This is a genomic window from Pontibacter sp. LHS1, from assembly GCF_058932855.1.
Genome location: NZ_JBZYWF010000007.1, coordinates 59594 through 81516, shown reverse-complemented (window position 1 = coordinate 81516; position 21923 = coordinate 59594). Strand labels below are relative to the sequence as shown.

25 protein-coding genes are annotated in these 21923 nt (G+C 49.8%); 14 read left to right on the top strand and 11 right to left on the bottom strand.

The window, feature by feature from the left end:
• Positions 1-66: 66 nt before the first annotated feature.
• Positions 67-873, top strand: a complete 807-nt coding sequence (gene ispE / locus AC5FXQ_RS14385; protein WP_493603316.1) for a 4-(cytidine 5'-diphospho)-2-C-methyl-D-erythritol kinase — start codon at positions 67-69, stop codon at positions 871-873.
• On the opposite strand, the gene AC5FXQ_RS14380 is transcribed toward ispE, so the two are convergent.
• Genes AC5FXQ_RS14380 through tgt form a run of 3 tightly spaced genes read right to left on the bottom strand, consistent with a single transcriptional unit; the run spans position 829 to position 3990 of the window.
• Complete coding sequence (locus AC5FXQ_RS14380; RefSeq protein WP_493603121.1) at positions 829-1770, bottom strand: DMT family transporter; 942 nt, start codon at positions 1768-1770, stop codon at positions 829-831. The two genes, ispE and AC5FXQ_RS14380, sit on opposite strands and share 45 nt — an antisense overlap.
• Positions 1770-2846, bottom strand: a complete 1077-nt coding sequence (locus AC5FXQ_RS14375; RefSeq protein WP_493603120.1) for an LptF/LptG family permease — start codon at positions 2844-2846, stop codon at positions 1770-1772. The genes AC5FXQ_RS14380 and AC5FXQ_RS14375 overlap by 1 nt, the downstream gene beginning before the upstream one ends.
• 13 nt (positions 2847-2859) lie before the next feature.
• Positions 2860-3990, bottom strand: a complete 1131-nt coding sequence (gene tgt, locus AC5FXQ_RS14370; protein ID WP_493603119.1) for a tRNA guanosine(34) transglycosylase Tgt — start codon at positions 3988-3990, stop codon at positions 2860-2862.
• 275 nt (positions 3991-4265) lie between these two features.
• Between tgt and AC5FXQ_RS14365 the strand changes: the two genes are divergently transcribed.
• The 5 genes from AC5FXQ_RS14365 to AC5FXQ_RS14345 all read left to right on the top strand — a co-directional run bounded on the left by AC5FXQ_RS14365 (position 4266) and on the right by AC5FXQ_RS14345 (position 7695).
• Complete coding sequence (locus tag AC5FXQ_RS14365; protein ID WP_493603118.1) at positions 4266-5369, top strand: glycosyltransferase; 1104 nt, start codon at positions 4266-4268, stop codon at positions 5367-5369.
• Positions 5360-5968, top strand: coding sequence for an RNA polymerase sigma factor (locus AC5FXQ_RS14360; protein ID WP_007659731.1), 609 nt, complete (start codon positions 5360-5362; stop codon positions 5966-5968). Before AC5FXQ_RS14365 ends, AC5FXQ_RS14360 begins: the two co-directional genes overlap by 10 nt.
• 180 nt (positions 5969-6148) lie before the next feature.
• On the top strand, positions 6149-6427 hold the full coding sequence (locus tag AC5FXQ_RS14355; protein ID WP_493603117.1) for a hypothetical protein: 279 nt from the start codon (positions 6149-6151) through the stop codon (positions 6425-6427).
• A gap of 78 nt (positions 6428-6505) precedes the next feature.
• Positions 6506-7138 (top strand): 16S rRNA (guanine(527)-N(7))-methyltransferase RsmG, encoded by a 633-nt coding sequence (gene rsmG, locus AC5FXQ_RS14350; RefSeq protein WP_493603116.1) that lies wholly within the window; start codon positions 6506-6508, stop codon positions 7136-7138.
• A gap of 8 nt (positions 7139-7146) precedes the next feature.
• Complete coding sequence (locus tag AC5FXQ_RS14345; protein WP_493603115.1) at positions 7147-7695, top strand: DUF4269 domain-containing protein; 549 nt, start codon at positions 7147-7149, stop codon at positions 7693-7695.
• Positions 7696-7707: 12 nt separating this feature from the next.
• Here AC5FXQ_RS14345 and AC5FXQ_RS14340 read toward each other — a convergent pair whose 3' ends face one another.
• Positions 7708-8661, bottom strand: coding sequence for a YheT family hydrolase (locus AC5FXQ_RS14340; RefSeq protein WP_493603114.1), 954 nt, complete (start codon positions 8659-8661; stop codon positions 7708-7710).
• 125 nt (positions 8662-8786) lie between these two features.
• Between AC5FXQ_RS14340 and AC5FXQ_RS14335 the strand changes: the two genes are divergently transcribed.
• Positions 8787-9155 carry a hypothetical protein gene (locus AC5FXQ_RS14335; protein ID WP_493603113.1) on the top strand — a complete coding sequence of 123 codons (369 nt, stop codon included), beginning with the start codon at positions 8787-8789 and terminating at the stop codon, positions 9153-9155.
• A 153-nt stretch (positions 9156-9308) separates the two neighbouring features.
• The gene (locus AC5FXQ_RS14330) at positions 9309-9686 is read left to right on the top strand and encodes a hypothetical protein (protein ID WP_493603112.1); all 378 of its coding nucleotides are present in this window, start codon (positions 9309-9311) and stop codon (positions 9684-9686) included.
• A 66-nt stretch (positions 9687-9752) separates the two neighbouring features.
• Here AC5FXQ_RS14330 and AC5FXQ_RS14325 read toward each other — a convergent pair whose 3' ends face one another.
• From AC5FXQ_RS14325 to AC5FXQ_RS14315, 3 genes are all read right to left on the bottom strand, one after another.
• On the bottom strand, positions 9753-10742 hold the full coding sequence (locus AC5FXQ_RS14325) for a cytochrome-c peroxidase (RefSeq protein WP_493603111.1): 990 nt from the start codon (positions 10740-10742) through the stop codon (positions 9753-9755).
• A gap of 87 nt (positions 10743-10829) precedes the next feature.
• Positions 10830-11531 carry an MbnP family protein gene (locus AC5FXQ_RS14320; RefSeq protein WP_493603110.1) on the bottom strand — a complete coding sequence of 234 codons (702 nt, stop codon included), beginning with the start codon at positions 11529-11531 and terminating at the stop codon, positions 10830-10832.
• 50 nt (positions 11532-11581) lie between these two features.
• Entirely contained in the window at positions 11582-12685 is a 1104-nt protein-coding gene (locus AC5FXQ_RS14315; RefSeq protein WP_493603109.1) for a cytochrome-c peroxidase, read from the bottom strand.
• 194 nt (positions 12686-12879) lie between these two features.
• Between AC5FXQ_RS14315 and rpsT the strand changes: the two genes are divergently transcribed.
• Entirely contained in the window at positions 12880-13140 is a 261-nt protein-coding gene (gene rpsT, locus AC5FXQ_RS14310; RefSeq protein ID WP_007659742.1) for a 30S ribosomal protein S20, read from the top strand.
• A gap of 226 nt (positions 13141-13366) precedes the next feature.
• Here the strand turns inward: rpsT and AC5FXQ_RS14305 are convergent, their stop codons facing one another.
• From AC5FXQ_RS14305 to AC5FXQ_RS14295, 3 genes are read right to left on the bottom strand one after another with little or no spacing between them, the layout of a single operon-like run.
• On the bottom strand, positions 13367-13495 hold the full coding sequence (locus AC5FXQ_RS14305; RefSeq protein WP_493603108.1) for a hypothetical protein: 129 nt from the start codon (positions 13493-13495) through the stop codon (positions 13367-13369).
• Between the two features lie 8 nt (positions 13496-13503).
• The gene (gene pyk / locus AC5FXQ_RS14300; protein WP_493603107.1) at positions 13504-14931 is read right to left on the bottom strand and encodes a pyruvate kinase; all 1428 of its coding nucleotides are present in this window, start codon (positions 14929-14931) and stop codon (positions 13504-13506) included.
• Between the two features lie 3 nt (positions 14932-14934).
• Positions 14935-15366 carry an IPExxxVDY family protein gene (locus tag AC5FXQ_RS14295; RefSeq protein ID WP_196114498.1) on the bottom strand — a complete coding sequence of 144 codons (432 nt, stop codon included), beginning with the start codon at positions 15364-15366 and terminating at the stop codon, positions 14935-14937.
• 159 nt (positions 15367-15525) lie between these two features.
• Between AC5FXQ_RS14295 and AC5FXQ_RS14290 the strand changes: the two genes are divergently transcribed.
• From AC5FXQ_RS14290 to lgt, 5 genes are all read left to right on the top strand, one after another.
• Positions 15526-15762, top strand: a complete 237-nt coding sequence (locus AC5FXQ_RS14290) for an acyl carrier protein (RefSeq protein ID WP_007659745.1) — start codon at positions 15526-15528, stop codon at positions 15760-15762.
• Positions 15763-15824: 62 nt separating this feature from the next.
• Positions 15825-17078, top strand: a complete 1254-nt coding sequence (gene fabF / locus AC5FXQ_RS14285) for a beta-ketoacyl-ACP synthase II (protein WP_493603106.1) — start codon at positions 15825-15827, stop codon at positions 17076-17078.
• A 66-nt stretch (positions 17079-17144) separates the two neighbouring features.
• Complete coding sequence (rnc, locus tag AC5FXQ_RS14280) at positions 17145-17822, top strand: ribonuclease III (RefSeq protein ID WP_493603105.1); 678 nt, start codon at positions 17145-17147, stop codon at positions 17820-17822.
• 181 nt (positions 17823-18003) lie between these two features.
• Positions 18004-19884 carry an NAD(+) synthase gene (gene nadE, locus AC5FXQ_RS14275; RefSeq protein WP_493603104.1) on the top strand — a complete coding sequence of 627 codons (1881 nt, stop codon included), beginning with the start codon at positions 18004-18006 and terminating at the stop codon, positions 19882-19884.
• A gap of 172 nt (positions 19885-20056) precedes the next feature.
• On the top strand, positions 20057-20899 hold the full coding sequence (gene lgt / locus AC5FXQ_RS14270; RefSeq protein WP_493603103.1) for a prolipoprotein diacylglyceryl transferase: 843 nt from the start codon (positions 20057-20059) through the stop codon (positions 20897-20899).
• Positions 20900-20960: 61 nt separating this feature from the next.
• Here lgt and AC5FXQ_RS14265 read toward each other — a convergent pair whose 3' ends face one another.
• On the bottom strand, positions 20961-21800 hold the full coding sequence (locus tag AC5FXQ_RS14265) for a hypothetical protein (protein ID WP_493603102.1): 840 nt from the start codon (positions 21798-21800) through the stop codon (positions 20961-20963).
• Positions 21801-21923: the final 123 nt, after the last annotated feature.

Genomic DNA, 21923 nt, shown 5'->3' with positions numbered 1-21923 from the left:
TATACCTGAGCCTGAAAGAACAAGTATATCCTGGGACGGGCTCCTTACATGATCAAGACCATACCTATGCTGGATTTTCCGAATGCAAAGATAAACCTGGGACTGCTGGTGACGGAGAAGCGTCCAGACGGATTTCATAACCTGGAGTCGTGCTTTTACCCGGTGCGGTGGTGCGATGCCCTGGAGATTGTGCCTTCTGATGCGGAGGCCTTTACCATGAGTGGCCTGCCCGTGCCCGGTAATCCGGACAGTAACTTGTGTCTGAAGGCCTACAAGCTGTTGCAGCTGGACTTCCAGCTGCCACCTGTGCACATGCACCTGCACAAGGTCATACCGATGGGAGCGGGGCTGGGAGGCGGCTCAGCCGATGCGGCTTTTGCCCTGAAGCAACTTAACACCCTGTTCGAACTCAACCTGAGCGAAGAGCAGCTCGAAAATTACGCCCGTCAGCTCGGCAGCGACTGTGCTTTCTTTATCCGGAACAAACCCGTTATTGCCTACGAAAAGGGAGATGTATTCAGGCCTGTGGAGCTGGATCTGAACGGCTATACCTGCGTGGTGGTATACCCGGGTATTCATATCACGACGGCCGAAGCCTATGGCAACATTATACCTAAAAAGCCGAGCTGCGGCATAGAGATGTACCTGAAGCAGGATGTGCAGGTATGGAAAGAAATGCTCCATAACGACTTTGAAGTGGCGCTGTTCCCTCTTTATCCGGAGCTGGCAGGTATAAAAGAGCAGCTCTACAGTGCAGGCGCCGACTATGCCTCCATGACCGGTTCCGGATCAGCAGTGTATGGCTTGTTCAAAAAGGAGCCAGCCAACCTAGTCTTTCCCGGCCACTACCTTCTCTGGAAAGGCTTGCTTTAATTTTTTGCGACGCTCGCTGTAGGTATCCAATACCGGGTGAATGAAGACGCTCAGCAAGATGATGACCGCTCCAATGTAGAAGTTGGATGTCATCTGCTCATTCTCGTTGAATATGATCCACGCCAGTAGAATGCCATAAATCGGCTCCATGTTCACAGTCAGGTTTACGGTATAGGCCGATATTTTCTGCATCAGCCTTACTGAGGCGGTATAGGCATACACCGTACAAACCACTGCCAACAGCAACAGGTATACCCAGTCCATGCCGTTCATGGCAAAACTCAGTGTATCCGTCTCCGTGAACAGGTCAGCATAAACAGGAAAGAACAGCGCCGTACCGATACAGGCACCTGCCATTTCATAGGCTGTGATGGTCGTGGAAGGGTGCTTCTTGGCTAATCTGGCATTGATGATCGTAAAGATCGCTCCCAGCAGCGCAGAGCCCACCGCCATACCTATTCCCAGCATGTTGTCAAATTCTGTTTCGGCCTGGAAGATGATGTAGAGGCCCATCAGGATGATGAGTCCCAGCAGGATTTCGTGAACTTTGAGCTTTTTGCTCGTAAAGGCAGGTTCCAGCAGGGCAGTCCACAGGCTACAGGTGGCCATACCTACCAGGCAGAGCGAAACCGACGAGATGCGGGCAGAGGCGAAAAACAGGATCCAGTGCGCCGAGATCATCAGCCCGACTCCCATGATGATGAACAGATTGCTGCGACCAAGCCAGAATTGGGTCTTGCGCCGGTAGATAATAGCGCCGAGTGCCAGTGCTGCGATCAGGGTGCGGAGAAACACCAGCTCCACTGCCGGGATCGTGATCAGTTTGCCTAGTATGGCTGTGAAGCCCCATAACAATACAATGAAATGGAGCTCGATAAAATCCTTGAGACGCGGCATTAGCGTGGAATATAACGATAAAGAAGAAACCCTATACCTGTGAATATGATACTCGGCACCCAGGCCGCATACATTGGGTCGAGGTCGCCGACCTGCGCCAGGCTGCGACTCGTGATCACAAAAATAATGAACACAAAGGCCAGGAAAAAGCCAAGCGCGATCTGCATACCTACGCCTCCCCGTGCCTTGCGGGCACTCACGATCACCCCGATCACAGTCAGGATTATGATCGCAAAAGGATAGCTGTAACGTTCGTATTTCTCGATCAGGTAGGTTTCAATATCGTCAGCACCCCGGTTGATCTTTTCATTTATGAAGCGATTCAGCTCCGGCAGCGTCATAGTTTGCTCCAGCTTATAGGTACTCTCAAAGTCTTTAGGGAGCATATTGAGCGTTGTGTCCAAGGCACCGCCATGGTAGATGCTCTCGTTCTCGCCGTCGAAGGTGCGCAAGGTATAGCGGTCCACGCGCCACTTCTGACTCTCTGGATTCCACTGTACGCTGCTAGCCGTCAGCTTCTTGCTCAGGTTGGTGCCTTTTATCTCCTCAATGGCAAAGTTGTAGCCCACGTGCGCTGTGTTGTTGTAGCTCTCCATGTACACATAGGTATCAGGTGCTATTTTGAGGTGAATGTTGCGGCTGTCATAAGTAAAGGGACTCTTCACATACTTCACCTGAAAGGCTACACTCTCCTTGTTCGAATTCGGAATCACCCAGCCGATCAGACCAAAAATCAAGGCTCCAATTATAGTCGCACCGATCAGGTATGGCACCAGGAAGCGCTTGAAGCTCACACCGCCGCTCAGAATGGCCACAATCTCGGTATGAGACGCCATCTTGGAGGTCACAAACACCGTCGCGATGAACACCGTAATCGGGCTCAGCATGTTCGCATAGAACGGGATCAGGTGAATGTAGTAGTCGAAGATAATCTCTGAAATGGGCACATTGTGCTTGATGAAGTCGTCGTTCTTCTCCGTGAAGTCAATCACCAGAATCACCGCGACCATGATCAGCACCGTGAACACATACGTGGTCAGGAACTTCTTCAGGATGTATTTGTCAATTAGCTTCAATGCTGCGCTTCAGTTACAATCTTGTCATTAGTTTCTTCACCATCACATCTTTCCAGTCGCGGAAAGTGCCTGCGATGATGTGCTGGCGGGCCTGCTTGACCAGCCAGAGGTAGAACGTCAGGTTATGCACGCTGGCGATCTGACCGGCCAGGTATTCGCCGCTGTGTACCAGGTGGCGAAGATAGGCCTTGCTGTAGAACGTGCTTACATAGCCGCCTAGTTCCGCATCAATCGGGCTGTGGTCGGTGGCCCACTTCTGGTTGCGTATGTTGATAATGCCCTGTGTCGTGAACAGCATGCCGTTTCGTGCGTTGCGGGTCGGCAGCACGCAATCGAACATATCTACACCCAGGGCAATGTTTTCGAGGATATTAGCTGGCGTGCCCACACCCATGAGGTAACGGGGCTTGTCGGCTGGCAGTATGTCGCACACGATCTCGGTCATCTCGTACATCATCTCAGCAGGTTCGCCCACCGAAAGGCCCCCAATGGCGTTGCCTTCGCGTCCAAAGCTGGCAATAGTCTCGGCTGACTGCACCCGCAGGTCCTTATAAGTGCTGCCCTGCACGATCGGGAAGAGTGTCTGGTCATAACCATACTTCGGTTCCGTACTGTCGAAACGGTCGACGCAGCGTTGCAGCCAGCGGTGCGTGCGCTCCATCGAGTTTTTGGCGTAGGTATAGTCGCAAGGGTAGGGCGTACACTCGTCAAAAGCCATGATGATGTCGGCCCCGATAGTGCGCTGCGTGTCCATCACGTTCTCTGGTGTGAAATCCAGCGCAGAACCGTCAATGTGTGACTTGAACTTAACTCCCTCTTCCTTGATCTTGCGTGTGCCGGCCAGCGAGAATACCTGGTAGCCGCCGCTGTCGGTAAGTATGGGGCGGTCCCAGCCGTTGAATTTGTGCAGGCCACCGGCCTGTTCGAGTATGTTGAGGCCCGGACGCAGGTATAGGTGGTAGGTGTTACCCAGAATAATCTCGGCCTTTATATCGTCTTTCAGTTCGCGCTGGTGAACCGCTTTCACGGTGCCTGCCGTACCTACGGGCATGAAGATCGGGGTTTCGATAGCGCCGTGTGCTGTCTGCACCACCCCGGCACGGGCTTTCGACTGTATATCTTTTGCTACTAATGAAAACTGCATGGTCTGTGATTGTCAGCGCTCTATGCTACAAGAAGCAAGCCAACTGTTGCAGCAGCCAAAGAGCTGCTGATTTTTGCTAAATGGTTATCGAAATAATCTGCAAAGATACGAAGTGCAGGGCCACAAACATAAACAATTATTAAATCGCACAGATGTTCCTAAATGGCTTAATTATACCTATTTTTGATTGTTAAAGGTGGTGTGGCATCATTTAAGATTCGAGGTGTAGAGCCCCACAACAATTTAACAATCCAACAATCAACATTTCATACGATTTGATTACACTTATACTCCTGGCAGTGCTGGCTTTTTGCGTGCTGGTGCAGCTATACTATGCTTTGTTCTACTTCCTGCCCCTGAGCAGGTACAGCGACCCGGAGCCGGACACCCTGCGGCCCGTGTCGGTGATCGTGGCGGCTCACAATGAGCAGGACAATCTGTTTGAACTGCTGCCCATGCTGCTCGACCAGCAGTACCCCGAGTTTGAGATCATCCTGGTAAACGACCGCTCCGACGACGACACGGAGTTCTACGTGTATGAACTCGAGCGCCAATTCCCAAACTTCAGAGTGGTCACGATCAAAAAAACACCCGAGTACCTCAATCCGAAGAAATACGCACTGGCGCTGGGTATACGTGCTGCCAAATTTGAACACATGCTGTTCACGGACGCCGACTGCCGCCCTTGCAGCGAGCACTGGATCGAGAAAATGCAAAGCGGCTACAGCACAGGCGCTGACCTGGTGATCGGCTACTCTCCCTACAAAAAAATAGGCGGTTTTCTCAATCATCTTATCCGATATGAAACCTTACTGACCGCAATTCAGTATCTGTCTCATGCAAACAAAGGACACGCTTACATGGGCGTCGGCCGAAACTTATCGTATACTAAGACATGTTTCTTTAGGAACAAGGGGTTTGCATCTCATATCAAGACTACTGGCGGCGACGATGATCTTTTTGTCAGAGATGCCGTCAACAATAGTAAAGCAAGCATTGTTATCAGCAAGGAAGGGCAAACAGTCAGCTATCCCAAAAAGACGTTTCGGGAATGGTTGATACAAAAGAGAAGGCACATGGCCGCCGGCAGGCAGTACAATGCGGCAGACAAAGGAAGGATAGGAACTTTTATTTCATCCAATATTCTTTTTTACACGCTAGTAATTATTCTTCTTGTTCTAAATAGCCATTTGACTATATTGGCTGCGCTCGTTGGGACTCGCTATCTGATAGTGTTCCCGATCTATGTAAGCGTGGCTCGCAGATTAGACGAAGATGTGTCTTTGCCGTTGTTGCCGCTGCTCGATATTGCCTATTTTTTTAGTTACCTGCTCCTTGGGGTATCTGTAGTATTGAACAAACGAATCAGATGGAAGTAAACAAACAATTCTCCGCAAAAGCGAAGCACGATTTCAAACTGATACAGGCGGCTGTTGAAGAAAACGATGAGAAAGCTTATGCTGAGTTGATGAGCATCTATAAGAAGCCGGTATATCACGTGGTACTCAAAATGGTTCGCAACGCCGACGATGCTGAGGACCTGACCATAGAGGCTTTTGCCAAAGCTTTTCGCAACCTGCATAAGTTTAACCCGGAATACGCCTTTAGTACCTGGCTATTCCGCATCGCCACCAACAACTGCATCGACTTTATCCGGAAGAACCGCATCAAGACGATGAGCATCGACTCGGCCATCAAGATCGACAACGGCGACGAGATCACGATCGACTTCAAAGACAAGAACCTCAACCCACAGGAAGAGGCGATCAAAAACCAGAAAATCGAGATCATGCAGTACGTGGTAGCCAAGCTGCCAGAGAAATACCAGCGCCTGGTGACACTGCGCTACTTCAACGAACTGTCATACGAAGAGATCGCCACCGAACTAAACGCTCCGCTCGGCACCGTAAAAGCCCAGCTTCACCGCGCCCGCGAACTGCTGTATGACATGGTAAAGAATAAGAAGCATTTGATTTAATTGTTAAATTGTTGATGGTTAAATTGTTTGTTTAAAACGAGAAATCGTTCTGTGAACCAACAATTAGCAATTGACAATCAACAATCATAAAATATTGATTACGTTTTTAGAGCCCCTGTCGCTTTGTGCGGCGGGGGCTCTATTTTTAGCTGTTTTCCGGACTTATTTCATACTTTTGTGATGCCTCTGGCTATAATAGGGCATTACAGTAATAACAGCCATACCTTACACACACCATCCATGCGCAACCTGAGCGAAGCCATCCTGGAACGAATGGGCCGTCTTCATCTATACCTGCGATACAGGGGGCGGGGAGAGGCGGAGCAGGAGCTGCACCGCAAGTACGAAGGTCAGTACCGCAACGCTGGCCTGGTCTTGCTCTTCGACCTCTTCATGGCCCTTACCGTAGTGGTAGTAGTAGCTGTTGTGGCAGGTTTACTTTACTTTGTGACAAGTTAGAAAGAGAACGAGATATGTTACTAACGCTCCGCTTTCAAACTCTTAAAATCTCAAATTCCTAAACTCTTAAACTCAACCATGTCCATTTCCATCCGCACACTTTTGTCAGGTTATTTTCCGGAGCTTACCGAAGACCAGCTCGAGAAATATGAGCGTATGGCGGAGCTGTACCGGGAGTGGAATGAAAAGATCAACGTGATCTCGCGCAAAGACATGGAGCATATTGGGGAGCACCACATCCTGCACTCGCTGGGTATAGCCAAGGTAATTCAGTTTCCGGCGCACGCACATGTGCTGGATGTAGGTACCGGTGGCGGACTGCCTGGCTTACCACTGGCTGTGATGTTCCCGGAGGTGAAGTTTCACCTGGTGGACTCGATCGGGAAAAAGATACACGTGGTGCAGGAAATAGCCCGCGAACTGCACTTGCACAACGTCACCGCCACCCATACACGCGCTGAGCAGGTGCGTGAGAAGTTTGATTTTGTAGTGAGTCGCGCCGTTACCCGCCTGGCAAACTTTTACCCCTGGGTGATGAACAGCTTTAAGAGAGAGGCTATACCTGATAAAGGCATCTATTACCTGAAGGGCGGCGACCTGGAGGAAGAAATAGCTGAGTCAGGCCTGATCACGAAGGTATACGACCTGAAAGATTACTTCACAGAAGAGTTTTTTGAGACGAAGAAAGTGGTGGTTGTGCCGATGCCGTAGGTTGAAATTTGAGAGAGGTAAAAGACTTTACGAACCTAAATTACCTGCAGCATGGTAACAGGCGGCAGCAAGCGGCTTACCGGCTATTAAGCAGGTATAGAGTGATGGAGAAGCTAGCGCCTTTTCATCCGCTATTGGCAGGTACCATCCCGCTCGGGATAGACACAACGCAAAGTGACCTTGATATTGTATGTTGCTGGGCTGACAAGTCTGCCTTCATAGAAACGATTAATCGTCAGTTTGGCACTCTCCCTACCTTTGCGATCAAAGAAAAAGTAGTAGGCAAACTCCTCTCTGTGGTGGCAAATTTCAGATTGGAGCGTTTTGAGATTGAGCTCTTCGGGCAGGAGGTTCCTTCTCAGAAGCAGGCAGCTTATCGCCACATGCTCATAGAGCACAGGCTCCTGCTGCAGCATGGGGAGGCATTTCGTCAGCAGGTGGTGCAGCTAAAGAGGCAAGGGTATAAAACAGAGCCTGCTTTTGCAAAATTGCTCGGCTTAGAAGGGGACCCGTATGAGGCGCTACTGTTACTGGAGCAGGAAAACTTCAGGCCTTAAAGATTCTGACAGTTATTCTCCATCCAACAGGAATTTCACAGCTCTGGCCTCTGAGTAGTAAACATCATTCCTGAAATCCTCGGCGAAACCTACGTGGCCCCCTCCTTCAGGTGTCTCCAGGTATAGGTATGGGTTTTCGTCCGCCTCCTCGAATGGAAAGCAGGATTTGGTTAAGAACGGATCGTTTTGGGCATTTACCAGGAGTGTCGGCACCTGTATGCTCTTCAGAAACTGCTTGCTGCTGGAGCGCTTGTAGTAATCTTCCGCACTTTCGAAGCCGTGCAGCGGAGCCGTGTACTTATCGTCAAATTCCGGAAAAGACCAGAACAGGCTGTAGTTGCTGAGGTCCAGGGCATCCGGGTACATTTCCTTTTTCTGCTCCAGTTTCTGCCCCAGAGATTTTAAAAAGCGCTGGGTATAGATCTTCGAAATGCGCTTCGCAGAGCTCTTGAGGTCGATGGGCACTGAGAAAACCGACGCCCGCTTCACTTCAGAGGGTACCTGTGCCGGGGCTTCACCCAAGTACTTCAGGCTGATATTGCCGCCCGCGCTGAAGCCGATCAGGTATACAGTTTCATAGTTTCCTCTATCCAAAGCATGACGTACCACAAAGTCAAGGTCGTCGGAGGCGCCCAGGTGGTAGGAGCGGAGGAGTTTGTTGGGCTCACCACTACAGCTGCGGTAGTTCCAGGCCAGCGCATCTACCCCACGTTCGTTCAAGGCCTTCACCATACCCATGATATAAGGCCGGTGGGAATCGCCCTCCAGGCCATGCGAAAGTATGGCCAGCGACCGGGACTTTACTCGCGACCAGTCTGCGTCTATAAAATCATCATCGGGGGTAATAAGCCGTTCGCGGTGGTAAGACACGCCTTCTACTTGTCTGAACAAACTGGGTACAATTGTCTGGATGTGCCCGTTGAAGAGGTAAAAAGGAGGCTTGTGCTGTGACGGTAAAATTGGCATTAGGTATAAGGGTGTTTTGTAATATATACGAAAAAGCTAAAATTACAGCCTTTCTATATTTAGCGCTATATCGACAGTCTGCTTTTGACGTACTCTTTTATATAAAACCAACAGAACATAAGACAATGAAGTTTAATACTGCTATAAAAACATGGCTCCTGGCCTGCCTGCTAACAGGCTTTATGATGGCTTGTACTTCCGAAACACGGCATAGTGCCAATCGGGAGGTAGAGGAATTTTCTGCTTGGGTTGATGAGAACAGCCGACGTGCCGAAACGGCCACTGAAGAAGAGTGGAACGAAATGGAAGCAGAGTACAACCGCAGAGCCACCGAGATAGAAAAGCGTAGCGCCGACTGGGATGACCAAACCAAGGCAGAATGGGAAAAGGTACAAACCCAATGGCAGGAAACAGTTGGCCGATCCGAAACGCGTTTCAGAGCCTCAGAGGTAGAGCCAGAATTTGATACTCAGCAGGAAAATGAAGGGCAGTAATTCACGCTCTGCTCATGCTATATATAGGATTGCTATATCTTTATATGCTTTGCTTTGAATATTACCATTCTGTGCGCAGTATAGTGCGTATAAAGCATTATAGACAGCGATAATCATCAAATGAATATAAAGTCGAATCTTAAAATACTAGGTATGGCACTAACAGTTAGTGCATTTACCTTTGCCTGTAACACTGAAACCCACACAGAAACGAACAGCGAGATTGATGAAGCACAGGTGGAAGCGAACGAGACAGGAGTAGAAGCCGAGCGCGAATACAACGATTTTGCAATGTGGGTAGATGAGCAGTCTTCTCGTGCAGAAACAGCTTCAGAAGAAGAATGGCGTGAGATGAAGACAGAGTATAACAGACGCGAAACAGAGCTTGACGCCAAAAGCGAAACTTGGGACGATGAAGCCAAGAGGGAGTGGGAAGAAGTAAAAGCCAGCTGGAAGCGTACCGAAGACAAAGTTCAGAAGCGTCTTGGTGACGTGGAAGTGGATGTAGACGTAGAAAGAAGAAATAACTAAACGGATTTTTGGTTAAAGAGCAAGCCTGGGGCTGCAGCGTGAGCTGTGGACTCAGGCTTTTTTCATTTACTGTTGGCTCCAGGGGTTACCATGTGTATTGCTGCTGATGAAAGTTGAGTCGGTGAGTGTGTGCAGGAAAGCAATGATCTGCTGCTGTTCCTTGGGGCTAAGGGCTATACCTGGGGTGCTGTTTTGTTGCAGTTGGGGAGCTAGTGTAGGGGAAGGTTTAACACCTGAATTGTAGTGCTGTAACACTTCCTGCAGCGTATTAAAGCGCCCGTCATGCATATAAGGAGCTGTGAGTGCAACGTTGCGGAGTGTTGGAGTCTTATACCTGCCTATGTCTTGCGGAGAGCCCGTGATGCGCCCTCTGCCAAAAGCCAGTTGCTCATGATCTTCCGAAAAATCGCCGTCAAGTCCGTTGTTGTGGTAGCTGTTGTCAGTAAAGAAGTCGGTGGCGTGGCAACTGCCGCAATGTGCTCGGAACAAGGCCATGCCCTGCAACTCCAGTGAATTAAGCTTGCCGCCAGGTTCTTTGCGCACATACCTGTCGTAGCGGGAGTTTGCAGAGATAAGTGTGCGCTGAAACTGCGCCAGTGCCCGCAGCATCAGCGGACTGGTAATAGAATCAGTGCCGAAGGCTTTCTTGAATTGCAAGGGATACTTGCTGTGCTGGCGCAGGTATAGCAGGAGCGCTTTCAGGTCCTGTCCCATTTCGTCGGGGTGGGTGAGAGGCCCGATGCTGACCGCTTCCAGGTTCTTAGCACCACCGTCCCAGAACAGCCCCTCCATCCAGGCCAGGTTGACCAGTGATGGGGCATGGCGGAGCAACGGCTTACCTGTAACCCCTGCCTCAGAAAGGGTTTGACCGTCTGTAAATGCTTTGTCCTGTTGGTGGCAGCTGGCGCAGGATACCTGCCCGTTCGCAGACAGGCCGGGGTCGTAAAAAAGCATGCGACCAAGTGCTATACCTTCCGGTGTGAGTGGATTGTGGGAGGGCGTAGGTATAGCTGTAGCCAGGTTGGTGGGCACTTCAGGTATTAATGAGTGAGGCATAGCTTCGGCAGTCTCATTGGAGTTGCATCCTGAGAGTGTTAGCACGGTGATAAAGCAAGCCAATAACAGCCATCCCACCTTTTTCATCTATTCACCGGAAGCTATTTTCATGAAGCCATTTCGGTAGTTCTCTACTATTTTAAGGGCGTTCTCACCACCCATGGCTGTATTCAGTTCATCAAAATCGATCAGGTGCGGATTGCTGAATAGCTCGTTTATTTCAGCCTGCAATACAATGCTGCCTTCAGACGCCTGTGTAAAGTCCATGGGCTGCGCCAGATTCATGCCAAAGACTGTATAATTTTTGTCTTCCCCAATATGAAAGACCAGGCCGCCTTCCTTGGTATCACCCGTATACAAGCCTTCCAATAGCAGGAATTTATACCCCGTGTTCCAGTCCCACACCATGTCGTTGCTCGGGTCCAGGTCACCGAACTGGTCGATGGAGTGGTTACGTGATTCGTTTACTCCAATGGAAAACTCAATGCGGGAACATGTGACGGGGGGCACATTTTCGAGCGCAAAGCTCTGCTTGCCATCCATGCTGATCAGGTGGTAACTGTCAGGTTCAACGTAGACAATTTGCCCATTTTCATTGATCAGCTTCACATTGCTGATGTAGAAGCGAAACTTTTCTACAGTATAGGTGTCACCCGCAGGGCTTTGATAAGTCTGGTCGCGCTGTAGTGTTCGTCCATCCACCAAGGGTTGGACATAAACCTGTACAGTGGCTGCGGTAGGCTCTTTGTCCTTATCCTCGGAGCAGGCGCTAAAGGCTAAAGGGAGCAATAGCGTTATAAAAAACAAGAAAGCAGATCTGAGGCGGATGGTCATAGCACTTATTTAAATGGGTTCGAGAATCGTTTGTCCTTGATGAAGGTGGTATCAGTCAAGGTATGGAGGAAGAGGAGGATCTTTCGCTTTTCTTCAGTCGTCAGGCCCAGACTGGTGCCGTTGGGAGTGTTGGATGCCTCCAGAATCAGCGGATCGAGGTTTGGTGTGTCAAAGCGAATATGCTCATTGTAGTGGTCCAGTACTTCTTCCAGCGTTTTGAAGCGGCCATCGTGCATGTATGGCGCCGTCAGGGCAATGTTGCGCAGCGATGGAGACTTGAATCTGCCCTTGTCACTTGCTCTACCTGTGATGTCTCCTAGACCATTGTCCAGTGGCTGGGCATCCAGGCCGTTGTTATGGAAAGTACGGGTTGTCAGCAGCACACCGCCGTGGCAGTCGCCACAGTTACCACCCCGTGTGTTAGTGCTAGGGTCAGGGTGCGTCATGAATAGTGCCATCCCTTCTACTTCGTCAGGTGTGAACACCTCCTGGTTCTGCAGGTAGCGGTCGTAGCGGGAGTTACCCGAGATAAGCGTACGCTGGAATTGGGCCAGGGCTTTAAGAATGTTCTCTTTCGTAATGGTAGAAGAACCAAAAGCTTTCTCAAACAGAGGAGGGTATAGGTCTGTCTGCTGCAGCTTGGCGACTGCCTCTGGCAGCGGCTGGTGCATCTCCAGCGGATCTTCGAGCGGTTTTACGGCCTGTTGTTCCAGCGTTGTGGCGCTGCCATCCCAGTTGAATTGGCTAAACCAGAGCATATTGGCCAGTGACATAGAACTCCGCTTTGCCTGTGCCCCATTCACTCCGATGCTAAGCGCTCTGCCATCTGTAAAAGCCAACTGTTGCTGGTGACAGCTACCACAGGAGATCGTGTTGTTGCGCGACAGCTTGGCTTCGTAGAAGAGATGTCGCCCGAGCTCCACGCCCTCCACCGTCATCGGGTTATCGGTAGGTATAACAAAATTTTTCGGCAGTGTAGCAGGTATAGCCAGTTCGTAGGGGCTGGGTTTGTTGGGCGTTGGCACTGTCTGCCCCTCTTCTTTGTCGCTGGAGCAGGCACAGAAGAGGGGCAGAAAGGCGATTAACAGAAAGAAACGCAGGGATGCCATGGTTTTCAGGCGAATTAAGTGTAATTTTGCGACAGCATAATTTAAGTATTTGCGCTGAGATATTCCCGATCCTGCAATAAATACCTGGTCAGGCTTTTTTTATAGCAGGGAGGTTTTGGAATTTAATTTCTAAGATTATATCTTTGCAAACTCATTTAGGATACGCAACGAAATTTTAATTAGTATAAAATAACATGGCTAATCACAAGTCGGCATTAAAGAGAATCAGATCTAACGACGCGAAACGTCTTCGTAACAGATATCAGGCGAAAACTACTCGTACTTTCATCAAAAGGCTGAAAGGCACTACTGACCAGGCCGAGGCGCAAGAACTGTACAAGACAGTTTCTTCAATGCTTGACCGTCTGGCAAAGAAAAACATTATCCACAAAAACAAAGCTGCTAACAACAAGTCAAAACTGGCTAAGTTCGTTAACGGCCTGGCTGCAGCCTAGGTTTTTACTGGAATACCAATTCCAAAGCCTTACACCTCCGTGTAAGGCTTTTTGTGTTTTCTATTAAAAGGTGTTTGGGGGTAATAGCATGCTTCTAAACACCTTTTTTGATAAGCTTCATAAGCGAGGGGTATATCGGTAAGTCCATTTCTTTGGCAAAGGTATAGGAAAATAAGCTATACCTGTAGCTGTGTCAGGGGCTTTGCTATGATTGAAGCCGTGTGCCCTACCAGTCAAACGAGATTTCCAGGCCCGCTATACCTGCCGCAACCACAGCAGCTTCAGGTATACACCCATCCAGAAACAAAAAATCCTGAGACTGATAGATCAATCCCAGGATTTTGTAACAAGTCATTATGAAGATTAAGCAATACTCAGCTTAATCATATTCGTGCGCTTCTGCTCGTATATCGGCATACTTGCTGTGTTGATGAACACGTCCCCTTTGTTCAGGTAACCGGCCTTCAGGAGCATCTGCTTGATATCTTCAATAGTAGCGTCAGTAGACTCAAACTTGTCGTAGTAGAAGCCGCGAACGCCCCATACCAGGTTAAGCGTATTCAGCAGGCGCTCATTCTCTGTGAAAATGAAAATGTCGGCTCTGGTGCGGTACTTGGCCAGTTGGAAGGCTGTGTAACCAGATTTGGTCATACCGATGACGGCTCGGGCATTAGTGTCGCGGGCAAGGTTGCAGGCATTGGCTACCAGGCTGTCATTGTAAAAAGTCTCAGAGTGTGGGTTCAGGATGTAGGACTTGTTGAAAATCTCAGCCTGACGCTCCACCTCACTGATCGTTAAGTTCATGGAGCGGATCGTCTCAACCGGGTAAGCACCAACGGCAGTTTCAGCACTCAGCATGAGGGTGTCGGCACCGTCAATCACGGCATTGGCCACGTCGTTGGTCTCTGCACGGGTCGGCTTCGGGTTCACGATCATACTTTCCATCATCTGGGTGGCGATGATCACCGGCTTGGCAGACTTGTTACACTTCTCCACGATCATCTTCTGCAGCATGGGCACACGCTCCATGCCTGTCTCCACGCCAAGGTCACCACGGGCTACCATGAGGGCGTCAGATTCGGCAATGATCTCGTCAATGTTCTTGATAGCTTCAGGCTTCTCGATTTTGGCAATCACGCGGGTATCCTTTCCACGCTCCTTGATGATGCGCTTGATCTCCAGCACATCTTCTACGCGGCGCACAAACGATAGGGCAACCCACTCTACATCGTGGTCGAGGCCGAAGTGCAGGTCGCGCAGGTCTTTTTCGGTCAGCGAAGGGGCTGAAACAGAAGAGTCCGGCAGGTTAATGCCTTTGCGAGGTTTTACCACGCCACCGTATTTTACATCCGCTTCTACCAGGCAGTCTTTATCGGTGGTGATCACTTTCAACTCGAGTTTACCATCGTCGAGCAGAATGGTGTCGCCAGGGTTTACGTCTTTGGCCAGAGCGGTGTAGCTGGTGCCAAGGTGCTCATGGTTACTGATGGAGCCGTCACAGCGTAGCACGATGCGCTGCCCTTCCTTTATTTCTACGCCACCGTTCTCCACTTCGCCAATGCGGATCTTAGGGCCCTGTAGGTCCTGTACGATGCAGATGTTGGTGTTGAAGCGGCGGTTGATTTCGCGAATGTGCTGTATTACCTGTAAATGTTCTTCATGCTCACCGTGCGAGAAGTTAAGGCGGAAAGCATCTACGCCTTCCTGCACGAGTGCCAACAGGCGCTCAAAGGTATTGCTGGCAGGGCCAACAGTGGCCAGTACTTTTGTCTTGTTGAAGAGTATCTTCATAAATCAGAATAATAAGTGTTCCTTGTACTTAAGTGTAAGTGGATCAAATTGTTTCGTGTACTGAATAATGGGGAGGTTGTGAAGCCTCCTTAGCAGCTCCTGGGGGTGAAGGTAGTGCTGCAGCGCCCCCGATATTTGCAGAATATAGTCGTACTCTTTCACATCGGGTAGCATAAAAGGCTTTTTAATGGTAAGGGTGCCCAGTGCTTTGTTACGGAAAAGGCGCACGGTGCTGTGGGTGTCATTATGCTCAAAATGAGAGATGTACATTTTGTGTCTGTCCGGCATTTCGTAGCATAAGTCCGGCTGGCGGGTGAGATTAAGGCCCAAAAGGCGATTAAGCGACCAGGCCATCTTGTAGTCACGGCATGAGGCCACCACGCCGAAAAGGGCGAAGCTGAAATCATACTCGATGTCCAGGTGCAATGTTTTCATGGGCTAACAATCAGCGTAATTGCAAATTTATAAACATGAAAGTCTAAAACGACCTTTAAGGCAAAAACTTTTATCACATTATGAATACCACAATTTTTTTTGACATTGTCTGCCTAATTACATTTCTTTGCACAGTGTTTTAATAAACTATAAGAAAAAATGTCAGAAATCGCAGAAAAAGTAAAGGCTATCATCATCGATAAGCTTGGTGTTGAAGAGTCAGAAGTTACTCCAGAGGCTAGCTTCACAAACGACCTTGGCGCTGATTCATTGGATACAGTAGAGCTTATCATGGAATTCGAAAAAGAATTCAACGTATCTATTCCAGATGACCAGGCTGAAAACATCGCCACTGTAGGTCAGGCTATCAGCTACCTGGAAGAGCACGCAAAGTAATATAACCCCGATTACCTTATCCTATTAAGTAATTTTTACTATCTATCCTCTACTAACAGCTTATGGAGCTTAAGAGAGTTGTAGTTACAGGGCTTGGCGCACTCACCCCACTTGGAAACAACGTTGCAGAGTACTGGAACGGACTGGCCAATGGTGTGAGTGGAGCTGCGCCTATTACACGCTTTGATGCGAGTAAGTTTAAGACCCAGTTTGCCTGTGAAGTAAAAGGATATGTTCCTGAAAATTACTTCGACCGTAAGGAAGCGCGTAAAATGGACCTGTTCTCTCAGTTCGCCATGGTGGTGGCTGACGAGGCGGTTCAGGACGCGAACCTGGTGGAAGGGAACTTCAACCCCGACCGCGTAGGTGTGATCTGGGGATCTGGTATTGGCGGTCTGCGTACCTTCCAGGAGGAGTGCGTGAACTTTGCCAACGGTGACGGTACACCGCGATTCAACCCATTCTTCATCCCGAAGATGATCGCTGACATCAGTGCCGGCCACATTTCCATTAAGTACGGCTTCCGTGGACCTAACTTCGTAACGGTTTCTGCCTGTGCATCTGCTACCAATGCTATCATTGACTCTTTCAACTATATCCGTCTGGGTATGGCAGATGTGGTGGTAACCGGTGGTTCAGAGGCTGCTGTAACCGAAGCAGGTATAGGAGGCTTCAACGCCCTGAAAGCCCTTTCAGAGCGCAACGACTCTCCGGAAACCGCCTCCCGTCCATTCGACAAAGACCGCGATGGCTTTGTGTTGGGTGAAGGTGCAGGCGCTCTTATACTGGAAGAGTATGAACACGCTAAAGCCCGTGGCGCTAAGATCTATGCCGAGGTGATCGGTGGAGGTATGTCAGCAGACGCGTATCACATTACAGCTCCGCACCCAGATGGATTGGGCGCACTGAATGTGATGAAGAACGTGCTGCGCGATGCCAACATCAAACCAGAGGAGGTAGACTACATCAACGTGCATGGTACATCCACCCCGCTTGGAGACATCAGCGAGGTGAAAGCCATTGAAACTGTGTTTGGTGACCACGCCTACAAACTCAATATCAGCTCTACCAAGTCCATGACAGGCCACCTGTTGGGCGCGGCTGGTGCTATTGAGGCAATTGCGGCTATCATGTCGATCAAAAACAGCCTGGTGCCACCTACCATCAACCACTTTACGGATGATGATAGCTTCGACAACCGTCTGAACTTTACCTTTAACAAAGCGCAGGAGCGTGAAGTGAGGGTAGCGCTCAGCAATACGTTCGGCTTCGGTGGACACAATACTTCCGTTTTATTCCGTCAATTTATCGACTAAGTGTTTGGTCCTATAAAACCGGTACGGCGCTTCTATCACAGCCTATTTACCAAGGATAGAGAGTTAGTGCGCGCCATCTCCGGGATTATTGGCAGCACTCCGGATAATATACGCCTGTACAAACTGGCGCTCACACACACATCCTTTGCACGCCAGAACCTGGCCAGCAAGCACGATACGAATGAGCGTCTGGAGTTTTTGGGCGATGCGGTACTGGGAACGGTAGTGGCAGAACTGCTATTCAAGAAATTTCCTTACGAAGATGAAGGCTTTATGACAGAGATGCGCTCACGGATCGTTAACCGTGAGTCACTCAATCATATTGCCATTAAGATAGGTCTGAACCTGCTCGTAAAGGTAGATACCACGGGCGGACAGAGCTCCCGACATAAATCAGTACATGGAAATGCCCTGGAGGCCCTGGTTGGTGCCATATACCTGGACAAAGGGTATAGCACAACCCGTCAGTTTATACTGGGGAAACTTATCAAGCCACATGTGGACCTGCACAAGTTGGTCAACACCACTTCCAACTTCAAGAGTAAGCTCATCGAGTGGGCGCAAAGCCAGAATGCCGATATCCGGTTTGAGATCGTCAATCGCAAAAACCAGGGCAATACAACCGAGTTTACATGCGAGATCTACCTGAATGACAAACCAGTAGCTGTTGGCGTAGGTCTTTCCAAGAAAAAGGCCGACCAGGCCGCTGCCGAAAAGGCGCTGGAAGTACTCAACATCACCTGAGGCTATCTGCTGCAGTCATGAGTATGCGCTTCTAATCAGTACAATTTCCCCCTTTTTCAACTACTCCCACTTCTGATTTGCTTCAGCAAGCGCCAGCCTGTACCTGTTCGAGGTATAAGGGTTCTTTATTTGGCTGCCAAAGCTTAACTTGCTTCCGTATTGTTGCGTTAGAGAACACACTATGGAAGAAACTAGACTGATACTGGCTGGGGCTGCTCTTAATCAGACCCCACTCGACTGGGAAGCCAACCTCCTCAATATACGATCAGCTATTATCGAAGCAAGCACCCGAAACGTAGATATCCTGCTGCTGCCTGAGCTTTGCATTACTGGCTACGGCTGTGAAGATATGTTCCTGCATCCCTGGTTTGCTGATGAAACATTCGACAAGCTGCTCCAGGTAAAAGAGTGGTGTGATGACATGACCGTATGCCTGGGTGTGCATGTGATCATCGGGCAGGATGTTTTCAACACGGCCTGCGTCATCAAAAACAAAGAGATTATAGGCTTTACGGCTAAGCAGTTTCTGGCCCGAGATGGCATCCACTACGAGCCGCGCTGGTTTACGCCATGGCCGGCAAATGTGGTCGAAGAATTTGAAATGAAGGGAAAGCGCTACCCGATTGGCGATATCGTGTACGAAGAGAAAGGCGTGAAATATGCCTTCGAAATCTGCGAAGATGCATGGCGAACTAACCGCCCTGCCGAGCGCCATATGCCAAAGGGGGTGCAGTTGATCCTGAACCCAAGCGCGAGCCATTTTGCCTTGAGCAAAACGGACCTCCGCCACCGCTTGGTAGTGGAGGCTTCCAAAAAATATCAGTGTGCTTACTTGTACGCTAACCTGCTTGGTAACGAGTCGGGCCGCGTGATTTTCGACGGAGAAGTGCTCATAGCTCAGAACGGTAAGTTGATTCGCCGCAACGAGCTGCTATGCTTCAAAGACGTGGACCTGGAATGCGCAGAGGTATGCTTTGGGCCTAACCCGGAAATAACTGAAACGATCGAGTACCTGCCACCCATCGACGAAAATGCTGAACTGATTGCCGCCTTGAGCCTGGCGCTGTTCGACTACATGCGCAAGAGCCGCAGCCGGGGTTTTGTGCTGTCGCTGAGTGGGGGCGCTGACTCGTCTTGCTGTGCTGTGGCTGTGGCCGAAATGGTGCGCCGTGGGGTAGATAGCCTCGGGGTGACCGGGTTTGTAACCAAAGCCCGTATGTTCTCGCTGGAGGATGCTGAGTATTTTGAATCACTGCCGCAGGAGCATGTAGTAAAAGAGCTGGTAGGACGTATGCTTACCTGTGCCTACCAGGGAACCGTCAATTCCTCTGATGCCACCTATACCTCTGCGAAGGAACTGGCGGAGTCGATCGGGGCAGTGTTTTACGACTGGACCATTGATGATGAAGTACGCGGCTATACCTCCAAAATAGAGAAAGCCCTGGAGCGGGAACTGACCTGGGAGAAGGATGACGTGACCCTGCAGAACATACAGGCACGTGTGCGCGCCCCTGCCATCTGGATGCTGACCAACGTAAAGAACGCCTTGCTGCTGGCCACTTCTAACAGAAGCGAAGCCGCCGTGGGCTACGCTACAATGGATGGCGATACAGCTGGTGGCCTGTCCCCGATCGCAGGTATAGACAAGGCCTTTATACGCCAGTTCCTGATCTGGATGCAGGAGGAGCTGGGCTACCTCGGACTGGACTATGTGAATAACCTGCAGCCAACAGCCGAACTGCGCCCATCTTCTGAAAACCAGACGGACGAGAAGGATCTGATGCCATACGAGATCCTGAACATGATCGAGCGCCTGGCCTGGTACGACCGTCTGTCGCCACAGCAGGTAATCGATCAGCTGGAAAAGGAGAATGTAGCTCCCGTTAAATCACTGAAGGAGTATGTGCACAAGTTCTATACTTTGTGGTCACGCAACCAGTGGAAGCGCGAACGCTACGCCCCAGGCTTCCACCTCGACGACTATAACCTGGATCCTCGTAGCTGGCTGCGTTACCCGATCCTGAGCGGTGGCTTCAGGGAAGAGCTTAGCAACCTGAAATAGAGGCAGGCATCAATATCAATACAAGGCATCATCTTATACCTGGATAACCGGGGTGGGGTGATGCCTTCTCCTTTTGGGGCTATACCTGTGGATAAATATCCCTGTACCTGTCTGGTGCTGGTTTTTTAGCATTGCGAATTATTGTAACTTTGGCAGAACCATACCTTTGTATATGAGCATTCTGAACTATATCACATGGGATGTAAGTCCTTCCATCTTTTCAATAGGCTCCTTTGAAGTGCGCTGGTACGGACTCTTGTTCGCACTGGCTTTTGTGTTCGGACAACGCATCCTGACCAAAATCTATGTAGCCGAGGGCCGCACAGAAGGCGATGTGGATGTGATCACCCTGTATATGATCATTGGTACCGTAGTCGGCGCACGTCTGGGCCATACCCTGTTTTATCAACCTGAGTATTACCTGAGCAACCCGATCGAGATACTTAAGATTTGGGAAGGTGGACTGGCCAGTCATGGCGCAACCATCGGCATTTTGCTGGCCCTGTGGCTGTTCAGCCGCAAGCACAATTTCGATTACATGTGGGTATTGGACCGGATCGTGATTGTGGTGGCGCTAGGTGGCGCACTTATTCGACTCGGCAATTTGATGAACTCTGAGATATTTGGCAGACCGACGGATCTGCCGTGGGGCTTCATTTTTGTGCGTCAGAGCGAATACTCGCATGTACCGCGCCACCCTACGCAGCTTTACGAGTCATTCAGCGTGTTCCTGCTGTTTGTGCTGCTCTACTGGCTCTGGAAGAAATACAAAGAGGCCCTGCCGAAAGGTTTGCTGTTCGGAATTTTCGTAACAGCCCTGTTCACTTTCCGCTTCCTGGTAGAGTTCCTGAAAGAAGTGCAGGTGGAAAAAGAGGCAACGATGGCGCTAAACATCGGACAGCAGTTGAGCATCCCACTGATCATTATCGGCTTGTTCATACTTTTCAGAGTATGGCGTAACCCGAAACCTGCCTTGCCTGGCGGAAAGCCAGCAAGAGAAGTAGCCCGGAAATAAGTTTTATTCACGATACCGAAACGGCCAGCAGTGATGCTGGCCGTTTCGTTTTTGTAAGTTCTTAGTTAAGGCTATACCTGAACAAGCCCCCATCTTCGCTGGTAATGACCAGGGTATTTTCATTTTCAAAGGCCACCGCTTCGGTTTGTCCAGCCTCCTTGATACTCACGCGCTGGTAGTCGCCTTTGTAGAAATCCGCTGGATTGCTGACGTTGCGGAAAATATGCAGTCCTCCTTCGCTCACGAGTGCCACGATACTGCCATCAGCGCTGCTGGCTGCACCAGTAACAGGTACACCAAGCTTGTGACTGCCCAGCAGTCTGGCTTTGTATTGCCCGCCGCTATCGGGGAGCTCGTATACCTTAGCTGTCTGTTTTCTACCTCTGTCTTTTGACACCAGGTATAGCTTACCACCCTGCCAGAAGATGGCTTCCACATCATAGTTCATATCTTTTTTAGATGGCGGGAAATCTTTCTGGTCCTCGTAGGTGAAGCGGATGGCCTCAATTTGGTCAGGCTTGTCGAGCTGTAGCTTGTAGATGGCCAGTTCCTTTCGCTTGTTATTGTTATTACCCGTGTCGGCTATGTAGATATTTCCTTCGGTGTCACGAGCCAGGTCTTCCCAGTCCACATTGGGGAGTTTCAGTCTGATGGTCTCCACTAATTTGCCTTGCTGATCTACCACGTAGAGGTGCGGTTTGTTGCCTGCATCGTTGTGCGTGATGTAAGCCTTACGTTCAGGTATAAATTCAACACCGGAGCTTTCACTAATAGGAGAAGGTAGTTTAGCCAGCCTGACCAGTTTGCCGGTAGTAGCTGTGGAATTTGTGTCGGCAGGTCGCCCTAAAAAGTAAAACAGAGCTACCATAATAGGTATAAAAAAGGCAAGTATTTTCAGCATGAGCTTCATCAGGTTCTTTTAAAGAGTAGAGGCGCTTTAGTATAACGGAAAGCAAAAGCTCTGTGGTTGCGTACAAGATGGAAATACACGTTTTTCACTACAGTATTGTTGATAAGGGGGGAG